We start from the raw sequence: 26589 nt of genomic DNA on the forward strand, positions 1-26589 counted from the left end.
TAGTCGCCTCACCTGTGGAACTCTCGACTTGATCCTGCCGCCGGGGTGACGGCAGGCAGCAGGGAAGGAACCCGACATGGGACTGATCCACATTGACCTGTTCACCACCCTCGATGGGGTCGCGCAGGCGCCGGGCGGGCCGGAAGAGGACACTGCCAACGACTTTGCGTTCGGCGGCTGGCAGGCGCCGCTCATCGACGAGGTTGTCGGCGAGCAGATCGATTCCGGTATGGCGGGGATGGACGCGCTGCTATTGGGCCGGCGGACCTATGACATCTTCTCTTCGTATTGGCCGAACCAGCGTGGCAAAATCGCGGAGCTGTTCAACCGGATTCCGAAGTACGTGGCCTCGCGTCAGTCGCCGCATCTTGAGTGGGGAGGATCCACGCTTCTCGGCCCAGACACAGTGGCTGAATTGCGGGAGCTACGCGAGAAGCACCAGAACGTCCACGTCATCGGCAGCCTCGATTTCGTCCAGACTCTTTTCGCTGAACGCATGTTCGATCAGCTCAACCTCTGGGTTTATCCAATCCTCCTGGGCAGCGGGAAGAAGGTGTTCGCCGATGGGGTGGTGCCAACGAACCTTCGGCTTATCGAGCCCGTGGTTGCCTCCCCGAAGGGCGCTGTGATGCAACGCTACGCCTTGGTTGAGGGGACTCCTGGGGTGGGAAACATGGCGGAGATTGATCAGGCGGAAAGCCAGTAAGGCTTTCAATCCCCAGCAACCCGCCCCGCCACGTACTCCGCGTCAAGCCCCACGCCTCCAACAATGGAGGAGTAGTGCCGGGTCAGCCACGGCAACCCGACCACGAACAGCCCGGGAAACTCCGTGACACCCCGGGAGTGGTTCGGATACCCCCACTCATCCACCAGCGGCAGGTCCACAAACCCAAAGTCCAGCTTGTATCCGGAAGCCCACAACACGGAAGTGATGCCCGCCTCCGCAAGGCTCACCCGCGAAGGCTCCGCAGGCAACCAGTCATCCGCTTCCGCAACCGCCTGCTCCGGTGCATCGATCCCCGCTGCCGCAATATACGCATCAATCGCCTTGCGTGAACGCTGTCCAAACGCGGACTCAACGGCTGCGAGGCGTTCGGGGAGGTCGTCACTGAAGGTGATGACGCCGTCGTCGACTGATTCAAGGTGACCGTGCAGGTGTATGCCGCGGCGGCCGAGTTCGCGCAGGTGGATGCTGTGGCCGCCGTCGGTACCGGAAAGCAGGGGATTGGGCGCAAACCGCAACGCGGGGGAGGGTAGTGCCTCACGGGTGAGTGCGTTGACGCCGTAGTCAGGTCCGTGTTTGCCGGTCTCGAGCATCCAGTAGATGAGGTCCTGGCCACGGTAGCGGCGAGGGGCTTCGGGAACGACGGAGATCGCGAGGTGGACGTCGCGGCCGGCGTCGTGCAGCTCCTCGGCGACCTGACCGCCCGACTGGCCGGTCCCTACGATCAACACGGCACCGTCGGGCAGTTGCTCCGGATTGCGGTAATCGTGGGTGTGCAGCTGGGTCACGGCGGCGGGGAGCTTGACGGCCGGGGCGGGAACCTTGGGCACCTGATAGGCGCCCGTGGCCAGGACGACGTTCCGGGCTCTCATGCTCCCTTGGGAGGACTCGATCAGGAACCCGCCCTCCGGAGAAGCGGACAACCGGGTCACGTCAACGCCCGTGTGGACCGGCGCCGCAATCAGCTCCGCGTATCGCCTGAAAAGGTTCACTGCGGCTTCGCGGGGGATGAAGGCGTCACGGTCGCCGTCGTCGAACGGCATCCCGGGAAGGTCCAGCGAAAGGTTGGGCGTGTTCATGTAGAAGCCGTCCCAACGATCCTGAAAAGCGCCGCCCAAAGTGTCGCGCCGCTCCAGGAGCTGATGCTCCACGCCGAATTGCGTGAGCCAATAACTCGTCGTGAGGCCGGCTTGGCCTGCGCCGATAACGACGGTTTCCGGGATGCGTCCCATGGGTGGACTTTACGCCCGGCCACCCCTTGGGAACAGTGCGTTGGGGAGAACTTTGCGGAGCACATCCTCCACACCGGGAGCAACGGACGGCGCCTTGCCGCCCAGCTCGAAAAGCGGCAGGTAGCCCATGTGCCGGGCGGCATGATTCGCCATGGCGAGAGGTCCGACGTCGACTCCGGACAACGGCTCCCCGCGTAGCAGGCGTGAGGCGCTGCGCTCGCATCCAGAGATCTCAATGATGACCTCGAGGTCGAAGTTCCGCAGCAAATGACTGCTCCAAGGACTCTTGGGATGCGCGTGATCGGACGACGATCCGCCAGGCGGGATTTCGGTGCAGCTCAATGTGACTGGCCCCCTGGGCGCTCGCAGTGTTCCTTTAGGAGAAGTGCGGGCTGAGGCCGGGTCGTGACGCGAACGCCGTCATATCCGGCCGGCTCGGATCACATACAAGAGGTGCCTTGTATCAGAGGAAGGGCACGTGAAGGCGGATCTCGGAAAGGCTGGGCATGGATTTTTGGGTGGATATAGCGCAGATTATTGGCGCGCTGGCTACGGCCACGGCGCTGTTCTTCGTCGCCAAAGCAACGTGACATTCGCGGCAAACAGTGGAAGAGTCCCAGCGGATGCGCCGCTTGGAGGCAGAACGGGACCAAAGAGCAATCACGACGGCGGAGCGGCGCCAAGCCGGGCGGGTCGCCTTCTGGCCGGTCAAGAAGAAGTTTCAAGGCAAAGAGCAGTGGGGCATCGAACTGGTCAATTCCAGTGAGGCGCCGATCTTCCGGTTGACCCTGGAACGGCCCGAAGGGGTCACGCGGAGGGACCACCCGATTCCGGCGATCAAGGCTACGGCCAAGATCCTCCCTCCCGGCCGCTACTTCTTCAGCCATCAAGACCGTTGGCCTGTATACATCGACGCGAGCCACGTTTGTGAGCCCCTCCCCGGGAACATCGACTACATGGGCACGGTGACCTTCATGGACAGCGACGGTCGTCACTGGGTGCGAGGTGCTGACGGAAAACTCCAACAGCAGGCTCCCGAAGGCGCGGTTGCATCGCAGGGTGCGGTCCATTCGGGACTGTGATCCAGCTGATTTTGGGGCTGTCTGGCACATCCGATGGATAAAACATTTCCCAGCACTAGCTATCTGCTCAGAACTCTGTAGACTTGATGGTGTTGTTGTGTTTGGCATTTGGTAGTTCAGGCAGTCCCCATGATCCATCTGGATCGTGACCTTCTGAAGTAACGGTGGAGAACACCCCACACCGGAGACCCGAAAGTCGGGAGAATCTCCACCTTCAGTAAGGACTGAAAAAAATGGCTACAGGTACCGTGAAATGGTTCAACTCCGAAAAGGGCTTCGGCTTCATCTCTCCTGAAGATGGCAGCCAGGACGTTTTCGCTCACTACTCTGCGATCAACTCCTCGGGTTACCGCTCCCTCGAAGAGAACCAGAAGGTTTCCTTCGACGTCGAGCAGGGCCCCAAGGGTCCCCAGGCAGTAAACATCCAGGCTATCTAGTCTTCGGATAACGCAAAAAGCAGGGCCGGTCACTGACCGGCCCTGCTTTTTTGTCGCTCCCCGGATAGAAGATGTCTACTACCGATGGAGAGTGGATTCGAATACATATCCACATAGCGAATTACACCAATGTAATTCATCCAACGCAGACCGTAGCGTCGGTAGCAAGAGACCACGACGCAAGGGGTACCGATGATCTGCCCGAACACCAAACACCAGCGCGAACTCCGCCGCCACCACCTAGTTGATGCCGCTCACCACCCGAATCGACCCAAATCATCACCTAGATTTGGCAGATCTCGCCTGTGCAAGCCATTTTCAACACCTAGTCCGCTGTTCAAGATCTAACCTGCGAGGTGAGCCGAATGTCGGTCATGCACAGAAGCAGAAGGTTGGATCGGGTGTTCGATGTAGAGGTCCAGCGTGTCCTGGACTATGTAGCGCACGGCATTGGTGTGCGCATCGTTGGGGTACCCGGCAGCGGCAAAAGCACGGTGGTGCGCAACGTCATCGCAAGCCTGGAGAAATCCGGAGCGATGGTCCATGTCATCGAAGGTCTCCGTACACACAGGAACATCCCCTTCTCGGCCATCGAGAGCCTTGGACTCGATCTGCGGCCAGGCCGCAGCGGGGTGTTGGATCTGGCTGATGTCCTTTCAAGTCACCTGGCCATGAGTGGCAAACATGTCCTGATCCTGGATGACATCCATTTCGTTGACGACGAATCCTTGGCTGTTCTTGAAGCTGTCCGCGGCCGTTCGAGCAGCCCGTTGATTGCCACGGCACCCGAGAACGTCACCTTCTCCGAGAGCCAACTGGCTGTCCTCAACCACGGGCGGGAAGCCGTCCTCCAGCTGGACCCTCTTCACTACGAGCAAGTCCACACCCTGCTCTCCCAAGTGCTGGGCGGATCAGCCGATGCTGACACGACAGCGCGGATTCTGACCAAGGCGGCCGGCAACCCTCGCCTCATCGTGAAGATCGCAGAGACCGCCTCACTGAGCGATCTGTTGGTCAGGCGTGGTGGGTTGTGGCGCATGACCGGTGAGACGCTTTGGAGCGATCATCTCCGCGGAACCATCGAGGGGTTGTTGGCGGAGCTCACCGCGGACGAGTTTACGGGGTTGAACGCCATGGCCATTCTGGGTACGGCCCGTATCGATGTCCTTCAGAAGATCGTGCACCCCGACGTGCTGGATGCGCTCGAGCGCAAGGGCCTGCTGTCCGTCATGGACGATCACCACAACGGCGCCACGGCGGCGGTCAGCCCGCCTGTGGTCGCAGACTACTTCAACGGGCAGAAGTCCCTACGGGACAGGCACCTGCTGCGGAGCAGAATCGCTGGTGTGCTGGAGTCAACGCCAGCGTCTGCCGACACCTTCACCACCGCAGACTGCCTCTCCCGTGTGCTCGCCTCACTCCGCCGAGAGCGCAGCAGCGACGACGCCGTTACGGCCAGGCACTTTCATGAACACAGCACGGTCCGTGAGCGCGCCCGCTTTGAACGGTGGGAAGCCGAAAAGTCTGTCGCCAATGCGGCTGCGCTGTTGCGCATCTATTGGGGCGCACCTGTGGATGTGAAGCGCGCCCAGCGCGTCTGCACGGAAACATCAACCCACGACGCCGACCCTTCGGACCTGCTGCTGTTCACCATCTCCAAGGCCCTCCTCGCCATCAACACGGGCAGGGGATTGAACTCGGCCGTTGGGATCCTGAAGAACTTGGGTGAAACACATCCAGGACTAAAATTTGGTGCGGACGCCGCCATTCTATTTTTCAGCGGATCCCACAGCCGCGTCCCCAAGGCCCGGCTTGAGTCGGGAACAGGCCAGGTGCCGGGGATCGGCAAGCTGATCGAGGGCCTTATGCATCTCTACCGCCTCAATCCGACCATGGCCCTGGAAGTCATCAAGGACACAAAAGACGACGAGATCTTCCCGCACCTACGGCCATTCATCACCGGCTTCTCCCTCTTTGCCAGTGGCAAGATCGACGAATCGCTGGTGTTCGCACTGGACTGGCGTGCCGAAGCCCGTAAGAACCTCGACCAGTTCGGAGTGGTCAGCAGCAGTTACATCGCGGTCCACGGACTGCTCTACCGCGGCTACTTCGAGGAAGCCGAATACCTGATGAGCAGCGTGTTCGCGATGGGCCGGCCGGGCTTTGTGGTGGACGTACTTTACGACGCCATGCTGCGCCTTGCGGGCCTGCGGCACGCCACGTCTTCGGCGGCGCCGGAACTATCCATCGCCACTCAGGCGCGGACGGAAGTGCCCGACGTCGGTCCGTTGCCTGGTGTGGGTAAGGGGACTTACGCACTGGTCGCCGGCAGCAACACTCGGCCGGCGGGATTTGACCGCCGCGCCTTACAACTGATCAACCGGCAGCTGAAGAGCGGTTACGTACTGGAAGGAATGATGACGGCGCTGCTGTGCACCTGCCTGAGTCCGGCTCGCCCGGTGCTGGACCTGCTGAAGAGGATCCTCAGGGAAAGCAACATCACCGTTCATGAACAGTTCCTGGCCATCGCAACTGCTGTGGTGGAGGGAGACCACAAGACGCTCAGCAGTTTGTTGAAGCACTACGAACCGGACATCGACCTCTACCAGGTTGGCATGTTGCTCCAGGGCGGCCTCAAACGTCATGTTCTGGACGGCGACTCAGACACTGCGGAAGTCCTCGCGGGGGAGTCATCACTGTTCGCGGCCCGATTCCCGGCAGCCTTCGAACCGGTCTCCTTCATTGCGGTGAAGTCAATGCTCCTCACGGACAGGGAAACCGAAATAGCCTTGCTGGCCGGGTACCGCTCGAATGTGGAGATTGCTGAACAACTTGGAATCAGTGCCAGGACCGTGGAGAATCACATTTCCAACGCTCTGCGAAAGACCGGCGCAACTTCGCGCAATCGTCTCTTCATCCTGGCCAGAAATTCACTGCCGCCCGAGTGACACTGGATATGCTGTCAGCGTCCCTCCCATGGCACTTACATAAGTGCCCTGGCAGATGCTGAAAGGGCTCTTGTGAACCAGCCACCCACGTTGGCCCGACGCCTAGGTACCTTCGATGCTTCCCTTATCGGCTTGGGATCCATGATCGGAGCCGGCGTCTTCGCGGCCTTCACCCCCGCGGCCGCAGCAGCCGGATCAGGCTTGTTGATCGGGCTGGTGATGGCGGCCTTCGTGGCCTTCTGCAACGCCACCTCCTCTGCGCAGCTCGCGGCGAGGTACCCCACTTCCGGGGGCACCTACATTTACGGTCGTGAACGGCTCGGCCAATGGCCCGGGTTCCTTGCCGGATGGGGGTTCGTCATCGGCAAAACGGCCAGTGCCGCCGCGATGGCAATGACCTTCGCCGCCTACGCCGCACCGCAGGGCTGGGAGCGGCCGGTGGCGATCGCCGCCGTCGTACTTCTGACCGCCGTGAACTATCACGGCGTGACCCGAACCGCGGGCCTTACCCGGGTGCTCGTGGTTGCCGTGCTGGGTGCCTTGGCGATCGCCGTTGCAGCAGTCTGGGGTGGTTCCGGCCCGGACTTCGGGAACATTGTGGGTGAGGGGCTCCTGGCACACGGCTGGTACGGCGTCCTCCAATCGGCCGGCCTGCTGTTCTTTGCGTTTGCCGGCTACGCCAGAATCGCAACCATGGGCGAGGAAGTACGTGACCCCCGGCGGACCATCCCCAGGGCAATTACCATCGCGCTGGGAATCACCATTGTCATCTACGCCGTCGTTGCGATTACCTTGCTCGGAGTGCTCGGTCCGCAGGGGGTAGCCGGGACACCGACGCCACTGGCCGACGCCGTAGCGACAGGCTCGATGGCGTGGGCGGCTCCGGTGGTTCGAGTCGGCGCGGCCGTGGCCTCGTTGGGGGCGCTGCTGGCCTTGATTGCGGGCCTCGGACGCACCAGCCTGGCGATGGCCCGGGAACGTGACCTACCACCATGGCTGGCTGCCGTGCACCCCAAGTACAAGGTCCCGCATCGGGCAGAAACGGCCTTGGCCGTTGTGGTGTGCCTCGTGATCGCAGTGGCGGACCTCCGGGGCGCCATTGGGTTCTCGTCCTTCGGTGTGCTGCTCTACTACCTGGTGGCCAATGTGGCCGCGTACACCCAACCGCAGGAAGACCGCCGATATCCCAAGTTCCTTCAGGTGGCTGGCGCTGTGGCCTGCGTGGGTCTGGTGATGACGTTGCCGCCGCTCTCCGTGGGGCTTGGTGTGCTGATGTTCGCGGCGGGGATCATCTACCGCCTTTTGCGGCTCCGCCGAAACCGGACCTAAGTGTAATGAGGTCCGGCTGGGCACGACTCCACCGGGGGTAGTGGGGTGGAGCCGTGCCGTAGTGCCGCCTACGTCTGGAGCAGGTGGGGTTACCCGCCGGACACCGGGATCCCTGCTCCGGAGGCACAAAAGAACCATATGGCCGGATTTCCGGCCCTAGGTATCGAAACCCCGAAACTAGGTGGTCCTGGGCGCGGTTTAGTTCGCAAAGAGCATGAAATTAGGTGTTGGGTGTGGCCGCTCTAGGTGTTGGCACGTCGTCGGGCATTCCTGCGCTCAACGGATTCCATGAACGTGACAATGCTGGCGAGGGTCATGGCAAGGGAACACATCACCGCCAGCACTGCGGGAGTCTCCTGGAAGGGAACAACCAGCAACGGACTGAGCATCATGGCGTTGCCGAATCCGGACGCCGCAAACACTCCCGCTTTCAGCAGCAAACACCTCAACGGGTCCATTACCAAGGCGGCTACCGGCGCCACCACACCCAATGCCATGGTCAGCACAACCGCGGTAGCCCGCAGGTCCGCGGGATCAAGCACCTTCAGGCCTTCCGGGGGTGGAGCCATTCCCAGGAGGGTAGCCGACACCGCAGAACAGACAGCAACAATGCTCGTGAGTATTCGAAGGGCTGCAGGGTAGAAGTGCGTAATCACTGGAAAATCCTCGTCGTTCGTCGGCCCTACCCCCGGCATAGGGGTAGTGCGACGAACTGCGGACCCATGACGCGAAATACCGCCGGCTAATCCTCCGGATGCGCCAACCGCTTCAACAGGGGGACCAGGTCACCGGCGGAAGCAGGTCCGAAGAAGTGGGCATCGGCGAGTTCAACGGCGGCAATGGCAAGCGGGGCCAGCTCTGCCCCCGCCGGTGTGACTCGCAGCCGCTTGGACCGTGTGTCCGCAGGGTCCACTTCGCGCTCGATGAGGCCCTTCTGTTCCAATGTGCGCAGAACCTGCGACGCCATCTTCACGTCGGTGCCAGCCTGACGGGCTACGGCCAGCTGATTGGGATGGCCGCCCTCTTTGTTGAGCCACCAGGTGCACGCCAACAGGACGAACTGCACGTGGGTGATGCCGTGCGGGGCCAGGGCCGCCGCGACCTCACGTTGCCAGCGAAGAGTCGCGTGCCACAGCAGGAATCCTGGACTTTCGCCGGGGCTGAGCGGCATCAGAGCTGTGCGTGTTCGACGAGGGAAGCCATGGTCTCGGGCCAATCTGCCGTGATACCAGGTCCAATGCCGGGCCCGATATCGTCTGCCCCGGCGCCGGAGATCTCCATCCGGTAGGTAACCCGGACGCGGCCGCCGTCGAGCTTTTCGATGCGGTGGGTGGTCCGCAGCAGCAAGCCGTCGAATCGCGCTTCGTCAACGAAGAGCTCACCCGGCACCACCTCGGCGAGCTGCAGCGCGATGGGGTCCTCGCCCGGAGGTGTCATCAGGATGGTCGCGCCCTCAGCGAAGGGGCCGTCGATCTCGATCCGCTCGATCTCGGCGTTCCAGCCGCCCCAACTTTCGACGTCGGCCCACAGGCGCCAGATGTCCTGTTGTGCCGCGCCGGTCTCAACGCTGTGTTCGTAGTCCCACATGGCTGCCTCCTCTGGAAGATGATCTATGCACAGACTATCTGTGCATAGATCATCTTGTCCATGGAGCGCGAGGATTTACTTTTCGCAGCCGATGCCATCGTGGTCGTTGTCCAGGCCGTAGATGTCCGAACCGATCACAGTCACAGGGCCTCGGACGTATGAGGGACCGTTGCCTTTGCCGCCAGCGCAGTCGACGTCGGAGTCAATCGGCACGCAGGCACCGGCATAGTTCGGGTCGCATTGGCTTTGTGCCGGCGCGACGGGAACCGCCTTGGGTGCCGCGTTCGCGGCTGCTTGGTCGGCTGCAGCTTTGTCGGCCGCGTCCTTCGCTGCAGCTGCCTGGTCGGCAGCCGCCTTGTCTGCGGCCGCCTTGTCCGCTGCTGCCTTTACCGCTGCGGCTTGGTCAGCTGCCGCCTTGTCTGCAGCTGCCGCCTTGTCTGCAGCTGCCTTATCCGCCACTGCCTTGGCCGAGGCGGCACGCTGGTCATTCAGTGCCTGTGCTGTGGCTGAATCCAACCACGTCAGTTTCCCGGTCTGATCAGCGGCGCACACGTACGTCTCGCCTGCCAGAACCTGGGTCTTTTTCTCCGCAGAACAGGACGTGCCCGAGATCTTGCTGGGTGTTGGCGTGGGCTTTGGTGATGAGGTGGTGGCCGGCGACCCGCTGGAGCTGCTCACTGAGCTGGCAGTTCCAATCGGTGCGCAGGCCGTCAACAGAATGAACAGTGATCCCATGGCCGTGATGCCAAGTGCTTTGGGCCGAGTACTCCGGCTGGATGCTGACTGTTTTTCGGCGCGCGAAAATTGTTTTTGCAACGTAATGCCCCCTTTTAGTGCGCCGATGCGATGGCGCGTGCTGCGACCATAACACCCGCCTTAAGGGCGGGAGTGAAAAAGTCGCATATTACGTGCCACATGGCTGAGCCTGCCCTGTGTAACCATGGGTGGATGCTTGGGGAGAACGAGACGATGGGAAAGGCTGGGCTTTTCCGTCTCTTGGCAGCAGACTTGCAGGCACTCGGGGCTGGACGGCAGCTCGTTGGCATCGACGGCGTGGATGGCAGTGGCAAATCAACCTTCGCCGAGGGGTTGTCGGAAGCGCTTACGTTGTCCCAGGCCCGCCCGGTCCTGATTATTCACGTCGACGATTTCCTCAATCTTCAGGAAGTCCGACACCGCCGGGGCCGGGCATCGCCCGAGGGATTCTGGCTGGACACATATGACTACGACGCGCTCGAAAAGTACGTCCTCACCCCGCTCGGGAAGGGCGGCGACGGAGTGTATCGTCCGGCAGCTGCGGATGTCCGAAAGGATGTGCCGCTACACCCCGAACCCCGGAAGGCGCCGTCCGATGCGATCATCCTGGTGGAGGGAATGTTCCTCCACCGCGACCAGATGGCCGGCCACTGGGACTACTCCGTTTTCCTCGATGTTCCCTTCGCCGAAACGGCCAGGCGCATGTCCGTCAGGGATGGCAGCAACCCGGACCCTGAACACCCCTCTATGCGCCGCTACGTTGGCGGGCAGCGGCTCTACTTTGAAGAGAGCCGGCCATGGAGGAGTGCCACACGAGTTGTCGACAACACTCTTCCCGAACAGCCAAGGCTGCTGTCTGCAACAGAGGCCGCACAGCGGCAGCGCTGATCAGCCGGCTACGCTCGCGCGTGCCGCTTCCGGTCGGCACCGCCGGTGGTGCCTTCCTCGTCGACAACCACTGACGCGCCCGTACCCAAGCCGCGCACCGTCCACCCGGCGCTCCGCCAGGCCTCCGCGTCCAGCACGTTTCGAGCGTCCAGCACCATCCAGCGTCGTACCAGTGAACCGGCAACAGAAGGCGACAACGCGACGTACTCGTCCCATTCGGTGAGCAGCAGCACCAGTTCGGCGCCTTCGAGGGCACGTTTGGTGGAGGCCTCGAAACGGATCTGCGGGTAGCGGATCCACGCGTTGTTGATGGCTTTAGGGTCGGTGACGGTGACGTGGGCGCCGGCGTCGGCGAGTTGCTGGGCGACGTCCAGTGCGGGGGAGTCGCGGATATCGTCTGTGTCCGGTTTGAAGGCGGCGCCCAGGATCGTGACGGTACGGCCGGACAGGAAACCGCAGCACATTTCGCGGGCCACCTCCACCGCGCGGGAACGCTGGTCCAGGTTCACTGAATCCACCAACGCCATCCACTCATCCACGGACGGTACGTCCAATTCCCGCGCCTGGGCCCGGAAGGAGCGGATGTCCTTGGGCAGGCAGCCGCCACCGAAGCCGAGCCCAGCGTGCAGGTAGCGGTTGCCGATACGAGGATCCAGGCCCATCGCCTCACTCAACTCACTCACGTCCGCGCCCGACGCGTCGCACAGCTGGGCCATCGCGTTGATGAAGCTGACCTTCGTGGCCAGGAACGCGTTCGACGCCGACTTGATCAGTTCCGCAGTCGCGAAGTTGCAGACCAGCCGCGGGATGCCGGCGCAGATCAGAGGTTCGTATACCGCATCCAGCACGGCGGTGACGGGCGCGCCCGCAGCGGCGCCCTTGCCACCCGGAACCCCATACACCAGCCGATCGGGCACCAGCGAGTCCTTCACCGCGGTGCCTTGCCGCAGGAACTCCGGATTCCAGCCGAGCAGCACGTCCGAGCGTCGGGCCAGCACCGCGCGAAGCGTTTCGACCGTGCCTACCGGCACCGTGGATTTACCGACGACGGCGGCGCCCTTCGCCAAGTGCGGCAGGAGGCTCTTCGTGGCGCCCATCAGGTACGAGAGGTCCGCGGTGTCCGAGGTCTTGGACTGCGGGGTACCCACGCAGAGAAAGTGCACCTGCGCGTCCGCTGCAGCCGCGAAATTCGTGGTGAACACGAGCCGGCCCGTGGTGCGGCCGTCCTTCAGGAGCTCATCCAGCCCCGGTTCATGGAACGGGGCCAGCGCCTTGTTGAGCTGCTCCACCTTGGCGGCATCAACGTCGATGCCCACCACGGTGTGGCCCATGGACGCCAGAGTTGCAGCGTGGACTGCCCCGAGGTAGCCGCAGCCGATCACGGAGATCTTCATGAAGAGGGTCCTTTGCTTGAGGTGAGTTCCGAGGGGCCGGTTGTTTCGCTGGGCACGCCGGAGATGACTTCGTTGTAATGACGGACCAGCTCGGCGCTGAGCACCGGCCACGTCCGGCCCTGGACCGAAGCGGCAGCTGCCGTTGCGAACGCGCGGCGCTTGGCGTCGTCGCCCATCAGGTCCTGGACGTAGGCGCGGAGCTGGGTGAGGTTTCCGGGCTCGTACAGCCAGCCGGTGCGGGAGTTTTCCACCAGGTCCAAGGGGCCGCCGCGACCCGTGGCCACCACCGGAACGCCCGACGCCATGGCTTCCTGGATGGTTTGGCAGAACGTCTCGAACTCGCCGGGGTGGACGAAGAGGTCGAAACCGGCGACGGCCTCCGCCAGGGCTTCGCCGCCGAGGAAACCGGCGAAATGGGCGTTGGGAAGCGCGGCTTGGAGAGCTTCGCGCTGCGGGCCATCGCCGACGATGACCAGCTTAGTGTTCGGCACATCCGCCAGCACGGCAAGATCCTCCACCTGCTTCTCGACGGCGAGCCGGCCGACGTAGCCGATGATGCGCTGACCGTCAGGCGCTACTTTGCTGCGCCACGCCGTCGAACGTTTCGCGGGATTGAAGCGCGCGGTATCCACACCGCGCCGCCACATGTCCACGCGAAGGATGCCGCGTCCGCGCAACTGGTTCAGCGCGAAAGTGGACGGCACCAGGTTCCGGGTGGCTAGGAGGTGGATGTTGTCCACGCGGTTCCAGGCCCAGTTCTCCAGGAACGGCACGCCATAGCGGCCCGCGTAGCTGGGGACTTCAGTTTGGTAGATCGCGACCGTCGGGATGCCGAGTTGGTGGGCGGCCTGCACGGCGCGCCAGCCGAGGACAAAAGGGGAGGCGAGGTGAACGACGTCGGGCGCGAAATCGGCAAGGATTCGCTTGACCCGATTCACACCACCCAACGCCACCCGCACATTCGTGTAACCGGCCAGCGGCACCGAGGGAAGCCGGTGCACATACGCGCCCTTCTCGACGCTCGAAACATCAGTGTCCGAGGTCGACGGCGCGATCACCATCACCTCATCCCCGCGCTCCTGCAGATGCTCCAGCACCCGCAGTATCGAATGGGTGACCCCATTCATCAGTGGCAGGAATGATTCGGCGACGATTGCGATCCTCACGCCTCCCACGGTGGTCGCGGCGGGTGGCTTACTGGGTGCGCGGGGGTGGCCTGTGCGGGAAGAGTGGGTTAACAGGTGGGTTGGGCTGGTCTCCGACTCGCAGCAAGCAGGGGGAGTCTTGAAGAAGACACTCGCACTGGGAGTAGGAAAGCCGGAAGCGACTTACTGATGTTCGGTTGGTCGCCCACCCTGTGCCCTCTTCAAATCCTTCCGCAGCCCCCGGTTGTCCGCGCGGAGTTCCTCGTTGTGCTCACTCAGCCCACGGTTGTCCTCGCTCAGCCCGCGGTTCTCCTCCTCGAGCTCCAGCACCCGCTTCACACCGGCCAGGTTCAACCCTTCGTCCAGGAGCACCCCGATCCGGCGCAGTGTGGTCAGGTCGTTTTCGCTGTAGCGGCGCGTGCCGCCGTCGGTCCTCTCGGGGGTGAGCAGACCCTTGCGCTCGTACTGCCGGATGTTCTGCTGCCCGGTTCCCACCAGTTCCGCGGCAACTGAGATCGCATAGACCCCTTGCGTGTCCCGGCCACCATCAGGGCGGCCGTCGGACGCTGGGGTGGGCAAACCGCCGTCGTGCTCCTGGGCAGCAGTCGCGCGATCCGAAACCGCCATAAGAACCTCCGAAATCTTCCAAAAAGCTACTTGCACCACTCTCTCACCAGTGCTATAAAAAATCTATACCAGCCAACAAAGATCGAACAGGCTGGAACCTACAACAGAATCAGCATCAAAACCAAAGGAGTGAGAACCCAATGCTGATGCGCACTGACCCGTTCCGCGAATTCGACAGGCTCGCCCAACAGGTTTTTGGCACAACAGCACGCCCGGCCGGAATGCCGATGGATGCATGGCAGGAGGACGGACAATTCGTTGTTGCCTTCGATCTGCCTGGCGTAAGCCCTGATTCGGTGGAGTTGGATGTCGAACGGAACGTCCTGACGGTAAAGGCAGAACGGAAGTCGCCCGCGGGCGAGAACACGGAGATGATTGCCGCCGAGCGCCCGCAGGGTGTCTTCAGCCGGCAACTCATCCTGGGTGACACTTTGGACACCGATGGCGTCCAGGCCAGCTACGACGCCGGGGTACTCACACTCCGCATCCCCGTCGCCGAGAAGGCCAAGCCACGGCGCATTGAAATCACATCCAATGGGCAGAGGCAGGAGATCAACGCATAATCCAGTCCGTCCTGCCGGAAGGCTCACCCGGGGGTGGCCGACCGGCAGGGCAGCGACCGGGAACGACGGAGGCGGCCGCATCGGAAAAGTCGGGCGCAGGCTTCGTGCCACGTCACAGCGTTTCTTAGCGCACATGAAAGCGACCCCCCGCCCGTCGTCTCCCGATTGATGGCCCCCGGCCCAGGCCGGGGGCCATCGCCTGATCCGCAGCATGAACCGGAACCCGCAGTGAGTACGCAACCCGACTACTACGCCACCCTCCACGTGCCGCCGGACGCGACGGCGCGTGAAATCACCCGCGCCTACCGCGCACTGCTGCGAACCCACCACCCGGACACCCGCCAAAAGGTCGACGACGGCGACGCCACCTCCGCGGCCGACCTCCAGGAACTGCACGCCATCATGCAGGCGTACGTCGTGTTGTCGGACCCAGGAAAGCGGGCGGCATACGATCGGGCGCGGCGGAGTGGATCCATTGTTGGTGCCGGCGGAACACCCGTGAAGGTCCGGGTGCACAGGCGCGAACCACGGCCTGGGACGAGCGGCGAGCAGTCACCGCTCACCTTTGGGCCCACCCGTTGGGAACCTTCGTCCAGAAACCTGAGAACACCAAGGAGTAATCCATGAGTGCTTGGCGTCCGTATGACGGCCACATCATCCCCGCGTTCTACGAGCGGTTCGAACAACGCTGGGGCAGGGGGACAGCGCCGTTCCTGGACCCGGAAGTCCACGAACAACCCCTTCCCCGGGCGCAGTGGATCAACCCGGACACCGGTGCCGCGGTCGCCGTCGTCCCTATCTGGACCGACGATCCAGAGCATCGCTCCTTCGGGGTGTTCTATTTGCCGCCGGCAGGTGACATCTGGATGCTGCGCCCCGGACCCACCACGTTCGTGGAACCAAAAGGAGGCGCCAACCAGGAACAGGTGACACTTCGCAACGACGCCTTCAAGAAGGCCGTCAATCATGCCAAGGAGTTCATCTACGGCCCGCAGTTGTGAGTGAGCGTTCGAGCGTCTTGTGGGTTGCCGCGAGGAGTGAGGTCTCGACCCAAAGGTGTGCTTGCAAAGTGCCGAGAGCCAACCCCTCGGCGAGGTGGGTGCCGACGCCTCGGCCGGCGTCGAGCGTTTATGACGCGCAAACCGATGGCCGCCATGGATACGCATTGACGCCACCCAAATTTGGGTGGCGCGGAACCACAAATGTGGCGCAGGGCAGTTTGGGTGGCGCGGAACCACAAATGTGGCGCAGGGCAGTTTGGGTGGCGCGGAACCACAAATGTGGCGCAGGGCAGTTTGGGTGGCGCGGAACCACAAATGTGGCGCAGGGCAGTTTGGGTGGCCGCCCAAACCCGGCGGACCGCCGTCGTGGTTTCCGCGAGGGGCGAGGTTTCGACCGAAAGGTGCGCCCCCAAAGTGCCGAGAGCCAACCCCTCGGCGAAAGGTGCGCCCCCAAAGTGCCGAGAGCCAACCCCTCGGCGAAAGGTGCGCCCCCAAAGTGCTGAGAGCCAACCCCTCGGCGAAAGGTGCGCCCCCAAAGTGCTGAGAGCCAACCCCTCGGCGAAAGGGCGCCCCCAAAGTGCCGAGAGCCAACCCCTCGGCGAAAGAGCGCGTGGGCAAAAGAAGGCTGGTGCAGCCTGGGAAAGAATTCCAAGGCGGCTGCACCAGCTGCTAGTACGACTTTCTGTTAAAAGTTGTGACACCTATCCATTGGCCGCTCCTAGTTCCCGGCTTCGGTTTGTTTCCGGGCTTCAATGTCAGTCAGGGAGTGGTGGTCTGCCCCGGGAGAACACCTCCCATCTTACGGCGGCCAGCAGGAAAAAGCGCTGAAATTCGCGGTATTTCAGGGGCGCCTGACGGGGGAGAGCGGCTCGCCGTGGCACGATTGAACACGATGAAACTGCGCGCTGATCAGACCGGAAACCGTGGCCTCCCTATGCCCCTTTGGCTGCAGGGCGGGTTGGAAGCGGCCCAGGCAGCGTTCATTTCGGCCATTGTTGTGGTGCTTCCGCTCGTCGGAGTGTGGGCTACAGACGGTTTCCAGGACCGCGCCGTGGACACCCTTGCGCGGCTGGGCGGCCAGGCCTGGTTGCTGATCCACGGGGTGCCGCTGGAACTGGCTCACGTGAACGTTGGCGCCGCGGCTGCGCAGCCGGGGTCGGGACTGTTGTCTTTGATTCCGCTGGGTTTGACCCTCATCCCGTTCCTGCTGGCATGGCGTGCCGGCCGTCGCTTGGCCCGTGCCTCCTACACCGATCAGCTGTGGCAGGCGTTCCTGGGCGCTTTCGTTGTGTACGCGGCGTTCGGCGCAGCCACCGGATTTGTGTGCCGCACACCCGAAGTAGTCATCAATCTGTGGTTGGCCATGTCCATCCCCTTGATCTCGTTCGGCCTGGGCATGATCGTCGGCGCCCGACGCGAGGCCGGTTCCTGGAGCCGCCTGATCGGTGTCGACGCCGTCGCCTGGCTCTCCAAGACCAGCCAGCATTCACGATGGGCAGGCTCGTATGTCGGCTCAGCACTGAAGGCCGGTTTCGTGGCCGCGATGGCCGCAATGTGCCTGGCAGCCGTGCTGTTGGCTGTGACCATTGTGTGGCACTGGACGGACATCATCGCAGTCTACGAAGGCCTGCAGGCCGGCGCCTTGGGCGGCGCTGTGCTCACGATCGCCCAACTCGGTTTCCTGCCCAACCTGGTGATCTTCGCTTTGTCATGGTCCTCGGGAGCCGGCTTCTCACTGGGCATCGGCTCCACCGCGGGTCCGCTGGGCACTTCCGTGGGACCACTTCCGGCGGTCCCGATCCTGGGCAGCCTGCCGGCCGGGCAATTGGATTTCGGAGCCATGGCGCTCGCGTTGCCGGTAGTGGCAGGCATCCTGGCCGGCTGGTGGTTCCTCCGCGAAGGCGAAAACCACTTCGACGAGTGGCTTTCCATCAAGATCAAGGCCCGCTGGTTCACGGCCACCGTGTCCACGCTGTTCCTGGGCGCTTTCATTGGTTCCGTCGCGGGCCTGCTTGGTGGCGCACTGGCGTGGGTCGCGCGCGGTTCTGCCGGCATAGGGCGGCTCACGGAAATCGGGCCCCACCCGCTGTGGACGGCAGTCTGGTTGGCTGCGGAAGTGGGTATCGGCGTCGTGATTGGCTACGCAGTCGGGCCCTGGCTGGAACGCCGCCAGAAGCTGCGTGAGGCCAACCTGGACGAGGCAGCGTACGACGACGAGCACGCCTGAGCGCGCAGGTCCGGTGGTGCCGGGCTACCTGAGCGAGCCCGGCATGGACTTCTCAAGTTGCGTAAGGCACTGCGTCTTCGCGGACTCCGTAAGTGCTGACCGGGCGCAATCCTGGTACGTGCTGACCTGCTTGAAGAAAAGGGCCGACGTCAGGATGAGCAGGCACATAACGCCGGTCACCACCAGGCCTGAAATGGTCCCGAAGAGAATCAACCGCGGGTGCTTGTACTTGACGGTCCGCACCAGAACCGCGATGCCCAACACCAACGCGGCCAGCGTCAGAATGGCACTCAGCCACACATAATTCACGTTCAGGGAGAACACAAAGAACGCGCCCAAAGCCGACAAAAGGAAAGCGCGGAAGAGGTTCTGGGTCACGCCGAGGGCGGACTTTTCGGCCTCGGAGCGAGGTTGCTGGCTCGGCCGGGGGCCGACGTCGGGATTCATGTTTTCCAGCCTACGCGAGCCGCCCATAAGCTAGTGCAATGCGCATTGTTGTCCTTGTCTCCGGTACCGGTTCCAATCTTCAGGCTGTCATCGACGCCGTGAAGTCGGGTGAACTGGATGTCGAGATCGCCGCTGTGGGCGCTGACCGTCCCGATACCTACGGTGTGGAGCGCTCTGACGAAGCCGGCATTGAAACGTTCGTGGTGAACTTCAACTCGTTCGAAACCCGCGCGGAGTGGGATGCTGCCTTGCGGGACAAGGTCCTGTCCTACAGCCCGGATGTTGTGGTCTCCTCAGGATTCATGCGGATCGTCAGCGCGGACTTCATCGACGCTTTCGGCGGCAAGTACGTCAACACGCACCCGGCCCTGCTGCCGGCATTCCCCGGCGCCCACGGTGTCCGCGACGCCATGGCATACGGCGTGAAGGTCACAGGCTGCACGGTCCACTGGGCCGACGCCGGTGTGGACACAGGGCCCATCATCGCGCAGGAAGCTGTATCAGTGCTTCCGGACGACACCGAAGAAACCCTGCACGAACGCATCAAGGTAGTGGAGCGCCGCCTCCTGGTCCAGACCCTCGCCGAGCTCGCCGCCGCACCCAACTGAGCCGGCCCACCCACGTGCACCCCAAGGGCGCCCACCCCAAGGGCGCCCACCCCTCGCTGGCTAAACGGGCTAGTCGAGGCTCTGCTGCTTGGTCTCCGGGGCGAAGAACGCCATCCAGAGCACGGAGAGCAGCACCAGCCCACCCGCCAGCGCGAACGACGTCGCCAACCCGAACTCCGGCCAGAAGAACGAAGCAAACACCAACGGGCCGAATCCGGCGCCGATGCGGGAAAACGTAGAAGCCCAGCCGAAGCCGGAGCCACGCAGCTCCGTCGGATACAGCTCGGAAACATATGCGTACAGGACCGGGATGGCCACCTGCACCACAAAGCCGAACACCAGCAGCCAGAACACGGCTGCGGAGGGCACATCCACCACGAACGCCACAATCACCAGCGTCAACGCGGACAGCGGACCGGTGATGGCGAGGATCCACTTGCGTCCCACACGCTCCACCAGGACTGCGGCCACCACGACGCCCAAAAGCCCGACGGCGGCCATTCCCGCCGTGGTCACGAACGCCTTGTACTCCTCAAACCCCGCGCCGATGAGAATGCGCGGCATCCAGGTCAGCGACAAGTAGTAGACCAGCAGAATGCTGAAGAACAAAGCCCATGCAGCCGTCGTGATCTTCCAGTTGAACTGCCAGATCCGCTGCAACTGGGTCCACGCGGAACCCGCCGAGAGCCTGGGAGCGGCTTGGGGTTCGGGCAGGCTGTAAGCCCGCGGCTCAGCCCCGGTCGCGTCCACCAGCCCATCGATGACGGCCGCTGCCTCGGCCCGCCGGCCCTTTCGGATCAAGAACAGAGGAGACTCCGGAACACTGCGCCGGATCCAGAAAACCAGCAACGCGGGGAGCACCATGATCAGCATGGTGAGCCGCCAGTCGCCGTAAGCCGCAACCAGCCACGCCGATACGAACCCGCACAGGGCAGCGCCCACCGGCCACCAACCGTCCATGGCTGTCAGTACCCGGCCACGTTGCTTGCGCGGCGTGAACTCACCCACCAACGCATAGTCCACGGGGATGCAGCCGCCAAGGCCGAAGCCGGCCATGAAGCGGAAGATGCAGAACCATACGATGTCCGGCGAGAACGCACCCAGAACGGTGAAGATGCTGAAGATCAGGAGGGTGGCGGTGAAAGCCTTCTTCCGCCCAATGGTGTCGGCGATAGTGCCCCAGGCAAACGCACCCACGGCCATGCCGATCAAGTTGGCGGTACCGATCCACGCAGCGTCGGCCGGCTGCAGCGACCAGTGCTTGGACAGCAGGGGGATCAGGATGCCGTTGAGCGTGACGTCCCAGGCATCGAACATGAACCCGAGGCCACCGATCAGGAAGATCCTGCCTTGAACCTTCCACCGCCACGGCAGTTCCTGCACTACTTGTTCGCCGCTGGGCACGGCTGTGTATGTATTCATTGGGCCTCCTGCATGCAACTTTATGCGCTGCCGGGCAACGTTACTTCTGGTTCTCGATGGCCCTGCGCAGGAAACCGCCGGCTTCCTCCAGCGCACCCTTGGCCTGACCAGCATCGATGCCCGTCAGGAGCACCAGAATCGCGGCTTTCACCGAGCCGCCCACGGAGTCCAATGCTGCGGCGGCCTCCTGGGCGGAAACCCCGGTGGCGTGCTGGACGGTCCTCTGCGAACGGGCCTGCAGCTTCTCGTTCGTCGCACGCAGATCCACCATGAGGTTTCCGTAGGTCTTGCCCAGCTTCACCATCACCAGCGTGCTGATCATGTTGAGGACAAGTTTCTGCGCCGTGCCGGAGTTCAACCGGGTGGAGCCGGCGATGAACTCCGGACCCACCACCACCTCGATCGCCGCATCCGCCACATGGCTCACGGCCGAGCCCTTGTTGCACGCCAGCGACGCCGTGAACGCGCCGCGCTTCCGGGCTTCCTCCAGCGCGCCGATCACGTACGGGGTCCGCCCGGAGGCAGTAATGCCGACGACGGCGTCCGCCTCGGTCACGTTGATATCGTGCAGGTCGCGTGCGCCGGCCGTTGCGTTGTCCTCGGCGTATTCCACAGGGTGCTGGATCGCTTTGGGTCCGCCTGCGATCAGCCCGACGACGAGTCCCGGCGGGGTGCCGAATGTCGGTGGGCACTCACTGGCGTCGAGCACACCCAAACGTCCGGCCGTCCCGGCTCCCACATACAAAAGGCGGCCTCCGCGCTGGAGCCGCTCCGCAACGGCGTCGACGGTGTGCACAATGGCCGGGCTGGCAGCTGCGACGGCGGCGTGTACTCCCGCGCTGTGGGCGAGCATGGCCGCCACGAGTTCTTCGGTGCCCAGGATGTCCAGGTTGTCCAGGCCTTCGGCGGCGGCTTCGGTCTGCAATCCGGCTAGTTCCGAGCGCAGGCCTGCGAGTTTGTCCGCGTCAGTCGGGCCAGTTTGTTCCGTCACGGTGGATGTACCTTTCCTGGATGAGCCCGCGGCGCGTCGCAGCGAGGGCAGCACCGTCCAAGCCATCGCCGAGCGGCGCCACCACCTCAATCCCAGCCGAAGCGAGGGACTTCCGCAAGAGCGCGGCAAAGAAGTCCGATCCCACCACTCCGCCCAGCAATGCCACGCGCCGTGACGTGCCGTCCCCGCCGGAGGCGAGCTCCACGGTGCGGGTCAGGATGCGGCATGCCTCAGCGACTATGCCATGCGCGACGGCGTCACCCGCCTCCGCTGCCTGCAGAACCAGCGGCGCGAACCGGGCCATCGCCCGGTAGGGGTTCTCCTGTTCGGCCAACCATCCCGGAAGGAGTTCCGGCGACTCGACCAGCGCCCCTGCCGCGGCCGACAACGACGTGGAGGGACCGCCGTCGTGCGCTTCGAGGACTGCCTGCAGACCTCGCTGGCCGATCCAGCGGCCGCTGCCGCGGTCACCCAGATACGGTCCCCAACCGTCGGCCCGGTGCAGGACCCCGGCTTCATCAAAACGGAAGGCGACGGCGCCCGTGCCGACAATCAACGTAGTGCCCGGGGCGCCCTGGAGTGCGCCGAGCTGGGCGGCCGTGGCATCGGACAGGACAGCTGCGGGGACGCTGAAGCGCTGCGACAACAGGGTGGCCAGTTCCTGGGCCTTCGTCTCGGAAGCTGCCACGCCCGCTACGGCCGCCCCGACGCTGGTGACCGCACCGAGGGGAAGAGCGGGCGGGAGCAGGGCGACAGTTTCAAGGAGCAGCTCGAACGCCAGTGTGGGGCCATTCTCCACGTGGACGCCGGGAAAACCGTGTTGGTCTGCGGCGCCCAGAAGCTCAGTTCCGCGGCGCAATTCCACGCGGCAGCGGCTCTTTCCTACATCGGCAACAAGAACGACATCGTTGGGCGCTTCCATGGCTCAACCCTATGTTGCATGTCGTTGTGGGGCCGGCTCTGCGTGCCATTGTTCGGATATCAGGCGCAGACCGGGCCTCACAATGCCCTGTGGAGGAGGGGTCGCCCCGGCTCCAAGGGACGAATCTGTGGATAACTGAATGTTGGATATCGTTTTTCGGGAGCATGGTTGAATGCGAAATCCGACACCCTTGCCAGCCTCCCTCGATCCCGGTGGCTTCCTCGTGAAAGACGCCTACGCCGAGGGAGTCCCGCGATGGCGCCTTCAGACCGGCGACCTCATCACCCCCCAGCAGGGGCATACGAGTGCCAAGAACCGGGGAGCCCGACCTTGAGTTGCTGGGCCGGTTGCACTCCGCAGTGACGCCACAGTGCGCCGTGAGCCATGTGACCGCCGCGCTTCTGTGGTCCATTCCGCTGCCCCTTTATCTGGAAGAGGAAGGCCGGAGCGGCCTGATCCATGTCACTCGACGCCAGGAGATAGGCCGCGTAAAACGTCGGGGAGTGGTTGGGCATCGGGCTCCACTCCTGGCCAGGGATGTCCGGGTATTCAAGGGCATCAACCTGACATCTCCGGAGTGGACGTGGGTGGATCTCGCGCGACACATGGGCCGGGCTTCCCTCGTAGCCTCCGGCGACTACTTGCTGGCGCGGACGAACCCGCTTTCTTCGATCGATGCCATCCAGGAAGTCATTGACCGGCGCCCCAAGGTTAAGGGAATCCGGATGGCTCGAGAGGTCCTGCCGCTGTTGCGCCCAGGAGTGGACTCACCGCAGGAGTCCCGCTTGCGCGTGATGATCGACGACGCCGGTCTGCCGGAGCCGGCGGTTACCCGGCCGATCTTCGACGAACGAGGAATCTACATTTCCACGCCCGACCTGCAGTACGAGGAGTACAAGATCGCTCTCGAATATGAGGGTGACCATCATCGGAGTGACCCGGTGCAATGGGGTAAGGACATTGAACGTGATGACCGGCTCCGGGCCATGGGGTGGATCGTGCTGAGGTTCTCGCAGGTCCAGATGAATGCCGGCTGGGCACATTCCGAGCGGAAGATCAGGGATGCCCTGAGTTCGCGCGGGTGGCTGCGACTGCCGTCGTGAATTGTGGGGCTTGGTGTGCGTTCCATGTCGGAAGGATGGCGTGTAGAGCGGGCCCCGCAACGGGGGTGCCGAGTTTGTGGGGCCTGGTGTGCGTTCCATGTGGGAAGGATGGCGTGTAGAGCAGGCCCCGCAACGGGTGCCGCAATCCAGGAGCGAAGACGCAAAAGCGGGGTGCCAACGAAACACGATAAACTCTCCGTATCCCCACCACCCGCGACATCTACGCGAACTAAGACGGAGACTTTTGTGAGCTTGACGCAGCTTGACCGTGTTCCCATCCGCCGTGCACTGATCTCGGTTTACGACAAGACGGGACTGGAGGAGCTCGCGAAGGGCCTGCACGCAGCAGGCGTCGCCATTGTTTCCACCGGCTCCACCGCCAAGAAGATTGCCGCCGCAGGCATCCCGGTCAAGGAAGTCGAAGAAGTCACCGGCTCCCCGGAAATGCTGGACGGCCGGGTCAAGACCCTGCACCCCCGCGTGCACGGCGGCATCCTGGCCGACCGTCGCGTTCCGGCGCACATGGACACCCTTGCCGGCATGGAGATCGAAACCTTCGACCTCGTTGTGGTGAACCTGTACCCGTTCGTCGAGACCGTGAAGTCCGGCGCGGCGCAGGATGACGTCGTGGAGCAGATCGACATCGGAGGCCCCGCCATGGTGCGTTCGGCCGCGAAGAACCACGCCGCCGTCGCCATCGTCACGGACCCGAACTTCTACGGTGCCGTTGTCGACGCCGCTGCGCACGGCGGTTTCGACCTGAACACCCGTCGCCGCCTGGCGGCCAAGGCCTTCGCGCACACGGCCAGCTACGACAACGCTGTTGCCTCCTGGACCGCCAGCCAGTTCCTGGACGAAGACGGCGACGGCGTCATTGACTGGCCCGCCTACGCCGGCTTTGCCTTGGAGCGCTCCGAGGTCCTCCGCTACGGCGAAAACCCGCACCAGCAGGCTGCCCTCTACGTGGACAAGGCCGCTCCGGCGGGCATCGCCCAGGCCGACCAGCTCCACGGCAAGGCAATGAGCTACAACAACTTCGTCGACGCCGATGCCGCCCTCCGCGCAGCGTTCGACTTCGCCGAGCCCGCCGTTGCAGTGGTCAAGCACGCCAACCCGTGCGGTGTCGCCGTCGGTTCCGCTGACGCGGCCGACCCGATCGCCGACGCCCACGCCAAGGCACACGCCTGCGACCCCGTCTCCGCTTTCGGTGGCGTCATCGCTGCCAACCGCACCGTGACTGCAGGCATGGCCCGCACCGTTGCCGACATCTTCACCGAGGTTGTCATCGCACCTGACTTCGAGCCCGAAGCCGTGCAGATCCTCTCCAAGAAGAAGAACATCCGCCTGCTCGCCCTGCCCGAGGGCTATGGCCGCTACCCGTCCGAGATGCGCCAGGTTTCCGGTGGTGTCCTGGTCCAGATGAGCGACAAAGTGGACGCAGAGGGCGACAACCCCGCCAACTGGACCCTCGCTGCCGGCGAAGCCGCTGATGCCGCCACCCTCGCGGACCTCGCATTTGCCTGGACTGCCTGCCGCGCTGCCAAGTCCAACGCCATCCTGATCGCCAACCACGGTGCTGCCGTGGGCATCGGCATGGGCCAGGTCAACCGCCTGGACTCCTGCCGCCTTGCCGTGGAGCGCGCCAACACGCTGGGCGTCCAGGTGGAGTCCGACGTCGAAGGTGCCGGCGGCGCGTCCAACGCCAGCGGTGCCAACGCACCGGAACGCGCACGCGGCGCGGTTGCAGCCTCGGACGCGTTCTTCCCGTTCGCTGACGGCCTGCAGATCCTGATCGACGCCGGTGTCCGCGCCGTCGTCCAGCCCGGTGGCTCGGTCCGCGACGAGGAAGTCATCGCCGCAGCCAACGCTGCCGGCATCACGATGTACTTCACCGGCGCACGCCACTTCTTCCACTAGTCCCCACCGCCGCCCTAACCTCGCTGCGCTTCGGCCAGGGAACCCGGGCGGCGTGGGCCCACAACGGAAACGGCGGCCGCCCCGGAAGGGGACGGCCGCCGTCGTTGTTAACAGGGACTTGCTACATCAGTTACGAAGCCGCAGCGGTGTTGTAGGTGGACTGGATTACTGTGCCCCAGTAAGGGCCGTACATGGTGCTGGAGTTGCTGCCGTAGCCGTAGCTGTTGACGGAGTTCTGGTAGCCGCTGGAGCTGTTGCCGATGAACCACGGACCGCCCGAGGAACCACCGGTCATGTTGCAGGGGATGCCCTGCGTGGCGAACTGCGGGTTGTAGGGATCGTTGGTGGCGGTGCCGGAGCAGCTCTTCAGCGATTCGCCGTTGAAGGGTGAGGCTGCCGGGTAGCCGAAGGACTTGTAGCTCAGGCCACGGGCGGCGTTGAACTGGACACCGGAGGAGCCCACGACATCGGCGAGCTTCTGGCCGTTGAGGGTGTTCATGACGGCGAAGGCGGTGTCGTACTGCATGTTGCCGTTCGATGCCCACTGGGTGGGGGCGTACAGCGCCTTTGCCGTCCACTTCCCGTAGGGTGCTGCACCGTTGAGGTAGGCGGGCACGAAGACGAAGTTGGTTGCGTAGGCGCCCGGACCTTCGTTGAGGCAGTGGCCGGCGGTGGACACTGTGCTCTTGTTGGCCGCTGTCACGGAGTTGCCGGAGCAGACGTAGTTGGAGCCGCCCAGGGTGAAGAAGATCTTGCCGATGTGCTTGACCGGCGTTTCGCTTTGGTTGACCTTCCGGTCGATCGTGGTGGAGTCGGTGGCCGCAGGCTGGCCGGCGATGCTGCTGATGGCGCCCGGGGCTTCGGTGGCTGGCGCTTTGCCCAGGTTGAGGAGCCGGCCGCGTTCCAGTGCCTTGGAGGCAAGGATGTCGCCGGACTTGGCGTTCTTCATGCGTTCCGGTGTCCAGTAATCTGCAGCGCCGGCGTCGGAGACTGCATGGCTGCTGACCGCTGCGCCGCTGGTGTCCGCGTCCTTTGACGGTGCTGCGTTGGCGCTGGTTGTTCCTAGCAGCGCCAGGATTGCGGCAGCGGACAGACTCAGCAGGCTTGTGGCCAGGGTCTTGGTTTTTGTCACGTTGTTCCTACCTATCGAGGGAGTGAGGCGGCCAGTGATGGCGACCGCCGACTGACGGAATCGAAGCTACCCAACGTATGACAAGTTTGTAAAGAGATGTTTCAGAG

Annotated in this window: 27 protein-coding genes; 13 read left to right on the top strand and 14 right to left on the bottom strand. The window is 63.7% G+C overall.

From position 1 onward, the window contains the following. Positions 1–76 precede the first annotated feature (76 nt). Complete coding sequence (locus ACNAOU_RS05725) at positions 77–706, top strand: dihydrofolate reductase family protein (RefSeq protein WP_422758230.1); 630 nt, start codon at positions 77–79, stop codon at positions 704–706. 5 nt (positions 707–711) lie between these two features. On the opposite strand, the gene ACNAOU_RS05730 is transcribed toward ACNAOU_RS05725, so the two are convergent. Together ACNAOU_RS05730 and ACNAOU_RS05735 are read right to left on the bottom strand one after the other, a co-directional pair. Then, positions 712–1956 carry a flavin-containing monooxygenase gene (locus ACNAOU_RS05730; protein WP_422758231.1) on the bottom strand — a complete coding sequence of 415 codons (1245 nt, stop codon included), beginning with the start codon at positions 1954–1956 and terminating at the stop codon, positions 712–714. A 9-nt stretch (positions 1957–1965) separates the two neighbouring features. Further along, complete coding sequence (locus tag ACNAOU_RS05735; RefSeq protein ID WP_064721980.1) at positions 1966–2223, bottom strand: hypothetical protein; 258 nt, start codon at positions 2221–2223, stop codon at positions 1966–1968. A gap of 356 nt (positions 2224–2579) precedes the next feature. Between ACNAOU_RS05735 and ACNAOU_RS05740 the strand changes: the two genes are divergently transcribed. The 4 genes from ACNAOU_RS05740 (at position 2580) to ACNAOU_RS05755 (ending at position 7752) form a co-directional block, all read left to right on the top strand. Then, a complete protein-coding gene (locus ACNAOU_RS05740; RefSeq protein WP_422758232.1) occupies positions 2580–3038 on the top strand; it encodes a hypothetical protein in 459 nt (152 codons plus the stop codon). A gap of 233 nt (positions 3039–3271) precedes the next feature. Continuing rightward, positions 3272–3475 (top strand): transcription antiterminator/RNA stability regulator CspE, encoded by a 204-nt coding sequence (gene cspE / locus ACNAOU_RS05745; RefSeq protein ID WP_011773907.1) that lies wholly within the window; start codon positions 3272–3274, stop codon positions 3473–3475. A 401-nt stretch (positions 3476–3876) separates the two neighbouring features. Continuing rightward, the gene (locus tag ACNAOU_RS05750) at positions 3877–6423 is read left to right on the top strand and encodes a LuxR C-terminal-related transcriptional regulator (RefSeq protein WP_422758233.1); all 2547 of its coding nucleotides are present in this window, start codon (positions 3877–3879) and stop codon (positions 6421–6423) included. A gap of 72 nt (positions 6424–6495) precedes the next feature. After that, on the top strand, positions 6496–7752 hold the full coding sequence (locus tag ACNAOU_RS05755; RefSeq protein ID WP_422758234.1) for an APC family permease: 1257 nt from the start codon (positions 6496–6498) through the stop codon (positions 7750–7752). 242 nt (positions 7753–7994) lie between these two features. Here the strand turns inward: ACNAOU_RS05755 and ACNAOU_RS05760 are convergent, their stop codons facing one another. The 4 genes from ACNAOU_RS05760 to ACNAOU_RS05775 all read right to left on the bottom strand — a co-directional run bounded on the left by ACNAOU_RS05760 (position 7995) and on the right by ACNAOU_RS05775 (position 10017). Beyond that, positions 7995–8408, bottom strand: a complete 414-nt coding sequence (locus tag ACNAOU_RS05760; RefSeq protein ID WP_039240223.1) for a hypothetical protein — start codon at positions 8406–8408, stop codon at positions 7995–7997. Positions 8409–8494: 86 nt separating this feature from the next. Beyond that, positions 8495–8923 (bottom strand): MarR family winged helix-turn-helix transcriptional regulator, encoded by a 429-nt coding sequence (locus tag ACNAOU_RS05765; RefSeq protein WP_055974580.1) that lies wholly within the window; start codon positions 8921–8923, stop codon positions 8495–8497. Then, positions 8923–9339 carry an SRPBCC family protein gene (locus tag ACNAOU_RS05770; protein WP_079581126.1) on the bottom strand — a complete coding sequence of 139 codons (417 nt, stop codon included), beginning with the start codon at positions 9337–9339 and terminating at the stop codon, positions 8923–8925. The genes ACNAOU_RS05765 and ACNAOU_RS05770 overlap by 1 nt, the downstream gene beginning before the upstream one ends. A 75-nt stretch (positions 9340–9414) precedes the next feature. Further along, a complete protein-coding gene (locus ACNAOU_RS05775) occupies positions 9415–10017 on the bottom strand; it encodes a hypothetical protein (RefSeq protein WP_422758235.1) in 603 nt (200 codons plus the stop codon). 270 nt (positions 10018–10287) lie between these two features. On the opposite strand from ACNAOU_RS05775, the gene ACNAOU_RS05780 reads away from it, so the two are divergent. After that, a complete protein-coding gene (locus ACNAOU_RS05780) occupies positions 10288–10983 on the top strand; it encodes a uridine kinase (RefSeq protein WP_422758236.1) in 696 nt (231 codons plus the stop codon). A gap of 8 nt (positions 10984–10991) precedes the next feature. Here the strand turns inward: ACNAOU_RS05780 and ACNAOU_RS05785 are convergent, their stop codons facing one another. The 3 genes from ACNAOU_RS05785 to ACNAOU_RS05795 form a co-directional block, all read right to left on the bottom strand. Beyond that, entirely contained in the window at positions 10992–12377 is a 1386-nt protein-coding gene (locus ACNAOU_RS05785) for a UDP-glucose dehydrogenase family protein (RefSeq protein ID WP_422758237.1), read from the bottom strand. Continuing rightward, positions 12374–13543 (bottom strand): glycosyltransferase family 4 protein, encoded by a 1170-nt coding sequence (locus tag ACNAOU_RS05790; protein ID WP_422758238.1) that lies wholly within the window; start codon positions 13541–13543, stop codon positions 12374–12376. Before ACNAOU_RS05790 ends, ACNAOU_RS05785 begins: the two co-directional genes overlap by 4 nt. A 162-nt stretch (positions 13544–13705) precedes the next feature. Beyond that, the gene (locus ACNAOU_RS05795) at positions 13706–14149 is read right to left on the bottom strand and encodes a MerR family transcriptional regulator (RefSeq protein WP_422758239.1); all 444 of its coding nucleotides are present in this window, start codon (positions 14147–14149) and stop codon (positions 13706–13708) included. 140 nt (positions 14150–14289) lie between these two features. On the opposite strand from ACNAOU_RS05795, the gene ACNAOU_RS05800 reads away from it, so the two are divergent. The 4 genes from ACNAOU_RS05800 (at position 14290) to ACNAOU_RS05815 (ending at position 17940) form a co-directional block, all read left to right on the top strand. Beyond that, positions 14290–14712, top strand: a complete 423-nt coding sequence (locus tag ACNAOU_RS05800) for an Hsp20/alpha crystallin family protein (protein ID WP_018777201.1) — start codon at positions 14290–14292, stop codon at positions 14710–14712. 228 nt (positions 14713–14940) lie between these two features. Then, complete coding sequence (locus ACNAOU_RS05805) at positions 14941–15339, top strand: J domain-containing protein (protein ID WP_422758240.1); 399 nt, start codon at positions 14941–14943, stop codon at positions 15337–15339. Continuing rightward, positions 15336–15713 carry a hypothetical protein gene (locus ACNAOU_RS05810; RefSeq protein WP_018777203.1) on the top strand — a complete coding sequence of 126 codons (378 nt, stop codon included), beginning with the start codon at positions 15336–15338 and terminating at the stop codon, positions 15711–15713. The genes ACNAOU_RS05805 and ACNAOU_RS05810 overlap by 4 nt, the downstream gene beginning before the upstream one ends. Positions 15714–16605: 892 nt before the next feature. Continuing rightward, positions 16606–17940: a DUF6350 family protein gene (locus tag ACNAOU_RS05815; RefSeq protein WP_422758661.1), complete on the top strand. Its 1335-nt coding sequence runs from the start codon at positions 16606–16608 to the stop codon at positions 17938–17940. A gap of 24 nt (positions 17941–17964) precedes the next feature. Here ACNAOU_RS05815 and ACNAOU_RS05820 read toward each other — a convergent pair whose 3' ends face one another. Then, positions 17965–18414 carry a hypothetical protein gene (locus tag ACNAOU_RS05820; RefSeq protein ID WP_026267087.1) on the bottom strand — a complete coding sequence of 150 codons (450 nt, stop codon included), beginning with the start codon at positions 18412–18414 and terminating at the stop codon, positions 17965–17967. Positions 18415–18425: 11 nt separating this feature from the next. Here ACNAOU_RS05820 and purN point away from each other — a divergent pair, with 11 nt between their 5' ends. After that, the gene (purN, locus tag ACNAOU_RS05825; protein ID WP_018777206.1) at positions 18426–18995 is read left to right on the top strand and encodes a phosphoribosylglycinamide formyltransferase; all 570 of its coding nucleotides are present in this window, start codon (positions 18426–18428) and stop codon (positions 18993–18995) included. A 69-nt stretch (positions 18996–19064) separates the two neighbouring features. Here purN and ACNAOU_RS05830 read toward each other — a convergent pair whose 3' ends face one another. Genes ACNAOU_RS05830 through ACNAOU_RS05840 form a run of 3 tightly spaced genes read right to left on the bottom strand, consistent with a single transcriptional unit; the run spans position 19065 to position 22330 of the window. Next, complete coding sequence (locus tag ACNAOU_RS05830; RefSeq protein WP_422758241.1) at positions 19065–20417, bottom strand: MFS transporter; 1353 nt, start codon at positions 20415–20417, stop codon at positions 19065–19067. A 40-nt stretch (positions 20418–20457) separates the two neighbouring features. Beyond that, the gene (murQ, locus tag ACNAOU_RS05835; protein ID WP_018777208.1) at positions 20458–21408 is read right to left on the bottom strand and encodes an N-acetylmuramic acid 6-phosphate etherase; all 951 of its coding nucleotides are present in this window, start codon (positions 21406–21408) and stop codon (positions 20458–20460) included. Continuing rightward, positions 21383–22330 (bottom strand): N-acetylglucosamine kinase, encoded by a 948-nt coding sequence (locus ACNAOU_RS05840; RefSeq protein ID WP_055974608.1) that lies wholly within the window; start codon positions 22328–22330, stop codon positions 21383–21385. The genes murQ and ACNAOU_RS05840 overlap by 26 nt, the downstream gene beginning before the upstream one ends. Before the next feature lie 305 nt (positions 22331–22635). Here ACNAOU_RS05840 and ACNAOU_RS05845 point away from each other — a divergent pair, with 305 nt between their 5' ends. Together ACNAOU_RS05845 and purH are read left to right on the top strand one after the other, a co-directional pair. Next, on the top strand, positions 22636–23433 hold the full coding sequence (locus ACNAOU_RS05845; protein ID WP_422758242.1) for an endonuclease domain-containing protein: 798 nt from the start codon (positions 22636–22638) through the stop codon (positions 23431–23433). 246 nt (positions 23434–23679) lie between these two features. Continuing rightward, positions 23680–25350, top strand: a complete 1671-nt coding sequence (purH, locus tag ACNAOU_RS05850) for a bifunctional phosphoribosylaminoimidazolecarboxamide formyltransferase/IMP cyclohydrolase (protein ID WP_422758243.1) — start codon at positions 23680–23682, stop codon at positions 25348–25350. A gap of 130 nt (positions 25351–25480) precedes the next feature. Here purH and ACNAOU_RS05855 read toward each other — a convergent pair whose 3' ends face one another. Continuing rightward, on the bottom strand, positions 25481–26482 hold the full coding sequence (locus ACNAOU_RS05855) for a trypsin-like serine peptidase (protein ID WP_422758244.1): 1002 nt from the start codon (positions 26480–26482) through the stop codon (positions 25481–25483). Between the last annotated feature and the right edge of the window lie 107 nt (positions 26483–26589).

Origin of the sequence: Paenarthrobacter sp. C1, assembly GCF_049315185.1 — a bacterium.
GTDB lineage: Bacteria > Actinomycetota > Actinomycetes > Actinomycetales > Micrococcaceae > Arthrobacter > Arthrobacter nicotinovorans.

Coding starts and splice junctions, on each gene's coding strand:
- ACNAOU_RS05780 (WP_422758236.1), top strand. CDS start 10,288: ATGCTTGGGGAGAACGAGACGATGGGAAAGGCTGGGCTTTTCCGTCTC.
- ACNAOU_RS05800 (WP_018777201.1), top strand. CDS start 14,290: ATGCTGATGCGCACTGACCCGTTCCGCGAATTCGACAGGCTCGCCCAA.
- ACNAOU_RS05810 (WP_018777203.1), top strand. CDS start 15,336: ATGAGTGCTTGGCGTCCGTATGACGGCCACATCATCCCCGCGTTCTAC.
- ACNAOU_RS05785 (WP_422758237.1), bottom strand. CDS start 12,377: ATGAAGATCTCCGTGATCGGCTGCGGCTACCTCGGGGCAGTCCACGCT.
- ACNAOU_RS05820 (WP_026267087.1), bottom strand. CDS start 18,414: ATGGGCGGCTCGCGTAGGCTGGAAAACATGAATCCCGACGTCGGCCCC.
- ACNAOU_RS05840 (WP_055974608.1), bottom strand. CDS start 22,330: ATGGAAGCGCCCAACGATGTCGTTCTTGTTGCCGATGTAGGAAAGAGC.
- ACNAOU_RS05795 (WP_422758239.1), bottom strand. CDS start 14,149: ATGGCGGTTTCGGATCGCGCGACTGCTGCCCAGGAGCACGACGGCGGT.
- cspE (WP_011773907.1), top strand. CDS start 3,272: ATGGCTACAGGTACCGTGAAATGGTTCAACTCCGAAAAGGGCTTCGGC.
- ACNAOU_RS05815 (WP_422758661.1), top strand. CDS start 16,606: ATGAAACTGCGCGCTGATCAGACCGGAAACCGTGGCCTCCCTATGCCC.
- purN (WP_018777206.1), top strand. CDS start 18,426: ATGCGCATTGTTGTCCTTGTCTCCGGTACCGGTTCCAATCTTCAGGCT.
- ACNAOU_RS05730 (WP_422758231.1), bottom strand. CDS start 1,956: ATGGGACGCATCCCGGAAACCGTCGTTATCGGCGCAGGCCAAGCCGGC.
- ACNAOU_RS05740 (WP_422758232.1), top strand. CDS start 2,580: ATGCGCCGCTTGGAGGCAGAACGGGACCAAAGAGCAATCACGACGGCG.
- ACNAOU_RS05765 (WP_055974580.1), bottom strand. CDS start 8,923: ATGCCGCTCAGCCCCGGCGAAAGTCCAGGATTCCTGCTGTGGCACGCG.
- ACNAOU_RS05830 (WP_422758241.1), bottom strand. CDS start 20,417: ATGAATACATACACAGCCGTGCCCAGCGGCGAACAAGTAGTGCAGGAA.
- ACNAOU_RS05725 (WP_422758230.1), top strand. CDS start 77: ATGGGACTGATCCACATTGACCTGTTCACCACCCTCGATGGGGTCGCG.
- ACNAOU_RS05770 (WP_079581126.1), bottom strand. CDS start 9,339: ATGTGGGACTACGAACACAGCGTTGAGACCGGCGCGGCACAACAGGAC.